Source organism: Methylobacterium brachiatum (genome assembly GCF_900113845.1).
GTDB classification, from domain to species: Bacteria; Pseudomonadota; Alphaproteobacteria; order Rhizobiales; family Beijerinckiaceae; genus Methylobacterium; species Methylobacterium brachiatum.
Genome location: NZ_FOQW01000006.1, coordinates 361,934 through 370,504, shown reverse-complemented (window position 1 = coordinate 370,504; position 8,571 = coordinate 361,934). Strand labels below are relative to the sequence as shown.

The window sequence follows — 8,571 nt, the reverse complement described above, 5'->3', positions numbered from 1 at the left end:
CGTGCCCAGAACCCGATCCCATCTCGAACTCGGCCGTTAAACACGCCAGCGCCCATGGTACTGTGTCTCAAGGCACGGGAGAGTCGGTCGCCGCCAGACCCGCACAACGCAATCACACCCTTCCCTCAGCACGATCACCGCGATCGGCCCCGGAGCCCGCCCCACAGGCGATCAGCCAGCCCGGACCAGCCGCACAACCTTGGCGCGGGGTGGAGCAGCCCGGTAGCTCGTCAGGCTCATAACCTGAAGGTCACAGGTTCAAATCCTGTCCCCGCAACCAAATCTCTTTCGACCACTCGACCCATCAAAAACCCGGTTCGCTAACGCGAGCCGGGTTTTCTGCGTTCGGGGCTATGCTTGCCAAACGGGCCGATCGAGGAGACGGTTCAGACGTGGGATGATCCTGCATCCTCGCGTAAAGCTGCTCCCATGCCCCCGACCTTGAACCTGCCCCAGGCCGCCCGACGCTCCCTGGTCGATTCCGCGATCGAGCTCATCCGCACGCAGATCGAGACCGGCCGCTGGAAGGTCGGGGCGCGCATCCCGAAGGAGGCGGAACTCGCCGAGATGCTGCAGGTCGGCCGGAACACCGTGCGGGAGGCCGTGCGGGTGCTCTCGCATGCCAAGGTCCTCGAGGTGCGACAGGGCGACGGGACCTATGTCCGCCTCAACGTCGACCCGGCGGAGGTCATGCGCCGGGTCACCCATGCGAGCCTGCGCGACCATTTCGAGCTGCGCGCGCTGCTTGAGACCGAGGCCGCGCGCCGGGCCGCGACCCGGCGGGACGCGGACGAAGTGCGACGGCTCGAGGAACTGCTGGATGCGCGCGGGGAGCGTCCCCAGGACGGCGATCTCGCGGGCTTCATCGAGCGCGACATCGCCTTCCATGTCGCGGTCGCCCAAAGCGGCGGCAACGCCGCCCTCGTGGAGCTCTATCGCTACTTCGCGCTGGCCTTGCACGGCAGCACGAGCGCGGCGCTGGCCGACCGGACCTTGCCCGAGCCGGACCTCGCCGCCCATCGCCGGGTCGTCGATGCGATCCGGGACCGCGATGAAGCGGGTGCCGCGGAGGCCGCCCGGGCGATCGTCAGCCCGATCCTCGACGCGCTTGAGCGTGACGGGCCGGCTGCCGCCGATCGCTGATCGCGCTCCGTTCAGCCGGTCGCGCGCAGGGCCTGCCTGGCCAGCGCGACCGCCTCCTCATCGGTGGCGCAGGCGGCCTGCGGTGTACCGAAAGCGCGGACCAGGCTGGGGAAGGCCGCGTCCAGAGCCGCGCGCCGATCTCGGTCGGGCTCGACGATGATCAGGGCGCGGCAGCGCTCCGCCAAGGCGTCCTTGTTCCGCTTCAGCCACAGCCCGCGGGCGACCCGATCGTCGTGCGGCTCGTCGTTTCGGCGCCCCTGATAGATGAGCACGAAGGGGGTGTTGCGCCCGAGAAGCGCGTCCATCTCCCGGCACCAGGCCGGTGCGTAACCGGGCGCGCAGGCATCCCCATTCCGCATCCGCACGACGGGAAAGGCCGAGACGTCGTGAAGGGTGAAGGCCGCACGGTGCATGCTCCGGACTCCTTGGAATTGCGCTAAAAGATAGTTTCATCCAATCATCCTACCTTTGTTGACCGGCGGCAGCAATCGCCGTAGCGCTGGGCTCCCCAGACAGGAGCCCGACCATGTCTCCGCGCCCGCAGGATCCGCACGCCGTCGCCCCAATCGGCCAGAAGCCGCGCGCGAACCCCCGATCATCCAAAGCTACATGCGTGCTGGCCGTGATCCTGTCCGGCTCCCCGGCGGCCCTCCACGCCGAGGATTACGTGCCCGGCGCGGGCCGACCCGGCGTCGCGTCGAGCCGCACCGCGGCACCCCGCAACCGAGCGGGCGCGGCAGCCGAAGCGAAGAGGGCAGTCGGTCACGAGGGCCCCGGGACCGATGCCGCCATCGCCCTTCCGGCCCTCACGGTCACGGGCCACGGGATGACCGGGACGAATCCGGTCCCCGGCCTTGTGGCGCGGGTCTCGGCCACCGGGACGAAGACCGACACGCCGCTCCTCGCGGTGCCGCAGGCCGTGTCGGTGATCCCCCGGGCGCAGATCGACCAGCAGGCGGCCCGGAGCGTCGGCGATTCCTTGCGCTACACGCCGGGCGTGTTCGCCGACACGCGGATCGGCGGCGTGCTGGAGAGCGTGTTCCTGCGCGGCTTCGGGGGCTTCGCGGCGGGCGCGACCAACCCGCAGATCCTCGACGGCCTGCCGCTCGCCAAAGGTGGCAACTGGGCCGCGCAGGTCATCGACCCGTCCGTGCTGGAGCGCGTCGAGGTGCTGCGCGGACCGGCCTCGGTTCTCTACGGGCAGGCGAGCCCGGGCGGCATCGTCAGCATGGTCAGCAAGCGGCCGACCGAGCAGCCTTTCCGCGCGGTCGCGCTCACCACCGGCAACCGCAATCGGGCCGAGGCGGCCTTCGATCTCGGCGGGCCGATCACCGCGGACGGACGCTGGGCCTACCGCCTGAACGGCCTCGGCCGGCGGGTCGACACGCAGGTCGATTTCTCACGGGAGCAGCGGCTCGTGCTGGCGCCGGCGCTGGCCTGGCGGCCGGACGACGACACGCACCTCACCCTGCTGGGCTTCTATCAGAACGACCCGCACAACAACTTCGCGGGTTGGCTCCCGGCCGAGGGGAGCCTGTTCCCCAGCCCGGCCGGCCGGATCCGGCGCCGCTTCTTCCCGGGCGAGCCCGGCTTCGATGCGTACGACCGTCAGCAGGCGATGATCGGCTACGCCTTCGAGCACCGCTTCGACGAGACCTGGACCGTCCGCCAGAACCTGCGCTACGCCCAGATCGATACGCGCTTCGAGGGCGTGGCGATCAACTATTTCGCCCCGTTCGGCGCGACCGCGCGCCTGCTCGAGCGCTCGGCCTCCTGGTCGCGGGAGGCGGTCGACGGTGTGTCGCTCGACAACCAGGCGCAGGCCGATTTCGCCACCGGACCGGTCGGCCATACGATCCTGCTCGGGCTCGGCTACCAGGGCTCCCGGGCGGACGTGAACGCCTCGGGCTTCGGCCCGGTGCCGCCGATCGACTTTGCGGCGCCGGTCTACCGCCGGCCCTTCGCGCGTCCACCCGCCGCGCCGAGCACGCGTCAGGACTGGAGCCGCGTCGGCCTCTACGCCCAGGACCAGATGCGTCTGGACCATTGGGCGGTCACGGTCGGGGGCCGGCAGGATTGGTCCCTGCTCGATACCGCCAACCGCCTGACGGCGGGGAGTTCTCGCCAGGACGACCAGGCCTTCACCGGCCGGGTTGGCGCGGTCTACCTGTTCGACAGCGGTCTCGCGCCGTATGCGAGCTACGCGACGTCGTTCGAGCCGACCCTGGGTACCGGCTTCTCGGGCACCCCGTTCAAGCCGACCCAGGCGCGGCAGACCGAGGTCGGGGTGAAGTATCAGCCCCCCGGCCTGGACAGCTTCGTCGCCGTCTCGGGCTTCGACATCACCCAGGACAACGTCGCCGCCGCCGATCCGGCGCATCCGTTCTACAGCGTCCAGACCGGCGCCGTGCGCTCGCGCGGCATCGAGTTCGAGGCCCGGGCGACCCTGTGCGACAGCCTCGATCTGATCGGGGCCTATACCTATCTCGACACCACCGTGCGCCGGGACAGCAACCCGGCGCTCGTCGGCAAGCGCTTCGTCGCCGTGCCCGACCAGCTGGTGTCGCTCTGGGCGCATTACCGGTTTCCGGGCGGGCCGCTCGCGGGCCTCAGCCTCGCCGGCGGGATCCGCGTCATCGGCCGGAGTGCCGGCGATCCGGCCAACAGTTTTTCCGTGCCGGCCGTGACCCTGGTCGATGCGGCGATCCGCTACGATCTCGGCGCCGCCGATCCGGGGCTCGCGGGCTGGCAAGCCTCGATCAACGCCGCAAACCTGTTCGACCGGACCTATGTCGCCTCCTGCTTCGCGGCGGGCGGCTGCTTCTACGGGAACGGCCGGACCGTCATCGCCAGCCTCGGCTACCGCTGGTGAGGGGTTAAGTCTCGATGGTGCATCATCCCGAAAGCCGGCAACCGCCTTTCGGGATGATGCGCTACCGGGTGCCCGCCCGGCGGGTGCGGCGCTCGGCCTTGCGGGTCGCGGTCTCGCGCAGATGCTGCTCGATGGCGTCGTTGGCGCGGCCGCGCATGTGCCGGATCGCCTCGACGTCGTCGAACGTGTCGGGGAAGCGACGCGACAGCCACAGATAGGCGCTGGCGAGACGGACGGTCCGCTCCTGGTAGTCGAGTTCCCCGGTCAGGCTCGCCCGCAGGGCCGGGACCGTGGTGCGCGCCGCCCGGGCCTGGCTCCAGCGCTCGAGCATGCCCATGGCGATCTCGTCGCGCCGGTTGATCGGGCAGACCGAGAAGGCGAACTTTTCCTCGATCGGCAGCCGCGCCCGGTCGATGACCCGCGCGACCTCCAGGATCTCCTCCAGGGCCGAGGGCTGGAACGGCGAGCCGGCATAGAAGGTGGCCCGGGCGAAATGCGTCAGCACCTCGTGGAGGCTCTGGGTCTGCATCTCCTCGGCGACCGAGCGGATCGCGCCGAGATCGGGCCGGACGAAGAAGCGCGAATCGGCCGCCGGCGCCGTGGGGGCGCCCGACAGCGCGATCCGGATCGGCTCGATGGCGACCGCGTCCGTCGCCGCCACGTAGCCGACATCCTGGTGGCCGTAGCGGCCGGCCCGGCCGGCGATCTGGCGGATCTCGGAATTGGTCAGGCCGCGCTCCTTCGTGCCGTCCCACTTGCGCACGGTCGAGAACACGATCCGCCGGAGCGGCCCGAGATTGAGCCCCATGCCGATCGCGTCGGTGGTGACCAGCACGTTGGCCTCGCCGGTGCGGAAGCGCGTGGCCTCGGCCCGGCGCACCTCCGGCGACAGGGCGCCGTAGATCGTCGCCACCCGGTGCCCGCGGGCGACCAGGATCTCGCGGTTCTCGTGCACGGCCCGGCGCGAGAACGCCACGACCGCGTCCCCGGGCTCGACCTTCTCCAGGGGGACCGGCGCGTCGAGCAGCAGCAGCGGCGACTTGCGGGTGAACGGGATCACCTCCAGCGACTCACCGGCGGCCTCGGCGGCGCGGCGGACGTAGGACAGGGCGTCGTCGGAGCCGCACACGACCACGGTCCGGGCGGGCACGCCGAACAGGGCGTTGGTCCAGGCCCAGCCGCGATCGGGATCCGACAGCATCTGGATCTCGTCGATCACCGCCACGTCGATCGGGCGGGTCAGGTCGGCGGTCTCGATGGTGCGGGCGGTGTGGGTCGGCTCCGGCTCGCCCAGGACCTCCTCGCCGGTGACCATCCCGGCCCGGAGCCCGCGCTCGCGCAGGGCCTCGTAATTCTCCAGGGCGAGCAGCCGCAGGGGCGCCAGATAGGTGCCGTTGGCGGCCGCCGTCAGCATCTGCAGGGCCGCGTAGGTCTTGCCGGAATTGGTCGGTCCCATGTGGAACAGGATCCGGCGGTTCAGCCGGCGGGCGGCGGCGAAGCGCTCGATATAGGCGCCGAAGCCGACCTGATCGCGCAGGCGGCGCAGGCGCGAGCCCTCGCTCGCCACCGCCTTGGCGTGGCGCCGGACGGGGGTGAGGGTGTCGTTCAGGGAGCGCGCCAGCTTCGGCCCGTAGGTGAACACGCGGGAGCGCAGCGAACGGTCCAGATGGGCGATATAGGCGGCCGCGTCGGCCCCGACCTCGCGCAGATCCTGGATGATCTGTGCCCGCAGGCGCTCGACCGGCTTGCTCAGGGTCCGGGTGACCTCGCCGGCGCGTTCCGCCACCGCCGCCCGCAGGGTCTCGAGGCGGTGCGCCGGATCGTTCCGGGCCGCCATGCGGGCCAGGATCTCGGCCGCCGCCGGGTCCGGGGCGCTGTCGATCCGCAGGTCCAGGCGGCCATTGTCGAGGAGCGGGATCTCGGTCCGGATGGTCCAGATCACCCGGCGGTCCCGCAGGATGGCGGCCCTGAGCGCGGGGATCGCCTGTCGGACCGCCGGGACGCCGGTCTCCGCGAAGGCACGGGCCTTCTGGCGGGCGCGCAAAACGTCGGCGACCCGCTCGTCGTCGACCTCGGCCCCGAATTCCGGCAGTTCGAGATCGGCGCGCAGGGTCTCCAGATCGATGGAATCCGGGGAAAGCCCGAGCCGCGCCACGGCCTCGGACAGGTAGACGGTCGTGGGACGGAGACGCTTGCGCGCCATGAGCTCACCTTCGGCCGCGGCGCTCACCGGTCGGCGCTGGACCCCGCCGTCGAACGCGTTCCTGACAAGCATCCTTGCCCGACAACCATCCTTGCGCCAGTCCGACCCCCGACGCCATCCCCGGCGCGTCAGGCTTCGTGCGCCGCCTCGGTGAGCCAGGCGCAGAAGGCGCGCACGGTCGGATCCTCGGCCCGGGCCTCCGGCACGTAGGTGTAGTAGCTCCGCGCCGGCAGGGACGGGCCCGGGAACGGGCAGGTCAGGCGGCCGGCGGCCAGGTCGTCGGCGATCAGGCGCTCTGGACCCATCGCCACGCCGAGGCCGTCGAGGGCGGCCTGCAGGGTCAGATAGAAATGCTCCAGGGTCACGGAGGCCTGCGGGATCAGGTCCGGCACCCCGGCGGCGTGCAGCCAGTGCGGCCACACCTGCGGGAGCGTCGCCGCGTGCAGCAGGGTGTGGTGGCGCAGCTGCTCGGGCGCCTCCAGGGGCAGGCGCTGCAGCAGGGCCGGACTGCAGACCGGCCTGCGCCGCTCGGTGAGGAACGGCTGCGCGACATGGCCGGGGCGTGTTTGCGGCCCGCCCCGGATCGCCACGTCGAACGGGTCGGCGAGGTTCGCCAGCGGCACGTTGGAGGTGGTCAGCCGGACCTCGATGGCGGGATGGGCGACCTGGAAGCCGGACAGCCGCGGGATCAGCCAGCGCAGGGTGAAGGTCGCGAGCGCGTTGACGTGCAGCAGGCGCGGCCGGCCGCGCTCGACCTGGCGGGCGGTCGCCAGGGCGACCCGGTCGAGGGCGGCGCCGATCTCGGCGGCGTAGCTGCGCCCGGCCTCGGTGAGCACCACCCGCCGGTTGTGGCGCTCGAACAGCGGCACGCCGAGCCAGCCTTCGAGCATCTGGACGTGCCGGCTCACCGCCCCGTGGGTCACGCGCAGCTCCTCGGCGGCCCGGGTGAAGCTGGCGTGCCGGGCCGCCGCCTCGAAGGCCTTCAGCGCGTTGAGCGGCGGCAGGCGGCGGTGCATCGCTGTCAGGTTTCCTCACGCGAGCGTCAGCATAAGGCGTTTGTCAGCCGGGCGCGAGATCCGCATCCTGTGGTGGACGCACAAGGATCCCAGGATGGCCCGCGCCTCGGACTTCACCGCCCCGCTCGACGACGCCCCGGACCGGGTGGCCAAGCGCATCGAGGACAAGCGCACCCTGGTGATCGCCGGGATCAACCACGCGCTGCACGACGGCTACACCGACCTGATCTACGTGCTGCTGCCGGTCTGGCAGGCGGAGTTCGGCCTCGACTACGTCGCGCTGGCGCTGCTGCGCTCGCTCTATAACGGCGCGCTCGCGGCCCTGCAGATGCCGGCGAGCCGGCTCGCCCAGGCATTCGGCGCCCGCACGGTGCTGGTGCTCGGCACGCTGCTCAGCGCGGGCGGCTACGCGCTGGCCGGGGCATCGGGCGGCCTGATCGGTCTCTGTGTCGGCCTGCTGCTCGGGGGCGCCGGCAGCAGCACCCAGCACCCGCTGGCCTCCACGGTGATTGCCCGGGCCTACGGGGCCGCGGCGCGCGGTCCCCTCGGCACCTACAATTTCGCCGGCGATCTCGGGAAGGCGGCCGTGCCGCCGCTGGTCGGCTTCCTGCTGACCCTGTCGGGCTGGCGCACGGCGCTCTGGGTGATCGCCGGGCTGGGCGTCGCGGTCGCGCTCGGCGTCGGCCGCTGGCTGCCGCGTGAGGCCAGATCACGCACGGAGCGGGCGAAGGCCGCAATCGGCACCCGTGATGGGGCCGGCGCCCGGCCCGGCTTCGGCCTCCTCGTCGCGATCGGCATCCTCGACAACGCCGCCCGCCCGGCCTTCCTGCTCTACCTGCCGTTCCTGCTGCAGGAGAAGGGCGCGGCCCTGACCACCGTGGGGCTCGCGCTCTCGCTGGTGTTCATCGGCGGGGCGCTCGGCAAGGCCGTGTGCGGCCGGCTCGGGGAGCGCCTCGGCGTCACCCGGACCGTTCTGCTCACCGAGACCGGGACCGCGGTCGCGATCCTGGCGGTGATCGCCCTGCCGCTCGCCCCGGCGCTGATCCTGCTGCCGCTGCTGGGCGTGATGCTGAACGGCACCTCGTCGGTCTTATACGGCACGGTGCCGGAACTGGCCCCGGGCGGCCGGGTCGAGCGGGCGTTCGCGGTGTTCTACACCTGCACGCTCGGGGGCAGCGCGCTCGCGGCGCCGCTGCTCTACGGCCGGCTCGGGGATGCGGCCGGCCCCCGCTGGGCCGCCGTGGCGGCCGCCGGGACGGCGCTCGCCGTGGTGCCGCTCATGCTGGCCCTGTCCCCGCATCTGGCCCGGGGGAGGGAGGCGCGGAGGTTCTGACTCC

The 8,571-nt window shown here is 71.9% G+C and carries 6 protein-coding genes, 1 tRNA gene and 1 rRNA gene; 5 read left to right on the top strand and 3 right to left on the bottom strand.

Going from position 1 to position 8,571, the window contains the following annotated elements; all coding sequences use genetic code 11:
• The 3 genes from rrf to BMZ47_RS09910 form a co-directional block, all read left to right on the top strand.
• Positions 1-99, top strand: a 5S ribosomal RNA gene (gene rrf, locus BMZ47_RS09920); the annotation flags it as partial.
• A 104-nt stretch (positions 100-203) separates the two neighbouring features.
• A tRNA-Met gene (locus tag BMZ47_RS09915) sits at positions 204-280 on the top strand.
• 149 nt (positions 281-429) lie between these two features.
• On the top strand, positions 430-1,143 hold the full coding sequence (locus BMZ47_RS09910) for a FadR/GntR family transcriptional regulator (protein ID WP_091861315.1): 714 nt from the start codon (positions 430-432) through the stop codon (positions 1,141-1,143).
• 11 nt (positions 1,144-1,154) lie between these two features.
• Here the strand turns inward: BMZ47_RS09910 and BMZ47_RS09905 are convergent, their stop codons facing one another.
• A complete protein-coding gene (locus tag BMZ47_RS09905) occupies positions 1,155-1,556 on the bottom strand; it encodes a hypothetical protein (RefSeq protein WP_091861312.1) in 402 nt (133 codons plus the stop codon).
• Positions 1,557-1,756: 200 nt separating this feature from the next.
• Here BMZ47_RS09905 and BMZ47_RS09900 point away from each other — a divergent pair, with 200 nt between their 5' ends.
• Positions 1,757-4,015: a TonB-dependent siderophore receptor gene (locus BMZ47_RS09900; RefSeq protein WP_244536778.1), complete on the top strand. Its 2,259-nt coding sequence runs from the start codon at positions 1,757-1,759 to the stop codon at positions 4,013-4,015.
• 61 nt (positions 4,016-4,076) lie between these two features.
• On the opposite strand, the gene BMZ47_RS09895 is transcribed toward BMZ47_RS09900, so the two are convergent.
• Together BMZ47_RS09895 and gcvA are read right to left on the bottom strand one after the other, a co-directional pair.
• Positions 4,077-6,218: a helicase-related protein gene (locus tag BMZ47_RS09895; RefSeq protein WP_091861395.1), complete on the bottom strand. Its 2,142-nt coding sequence runs from the start codon at positions 6,216-6,218 to the stop codon at positions 4,077-4,079.
• 128 nt (positions 6,219-6,346) lie between these two features.
• Positions 6,347-7,234 carry a transcriptional regulator GcvA gene (gene gcvA / locus BMZ47_RS09890; protein WP_091861306.1) on the bottom strand — a complete coding sequence of 296 codons (888 nt, stop codon included), beginning with the start codon at positions 7,232-7,234 and terminating at the stop codon, positions 6,347-6,349.
• Positions 7,235-7,328: 94 nt separating this feature from the next.
• On the opposite strand from gcvA, the gene BMZ47_RS09885 reads away from it, so the two are divergent.
• Positions 7,329-8,567, top strand: coding sequence for an MFS transporter (locus BMZ47_RS09885; RefSeq protein WP_091861303.1), 1,239 nt, complete (start codon positions 7,329-7,331; stop codon positions 8,565-8,567).
• Positions 8,568-8,571 lie beyond the last annotated feature (4 nt).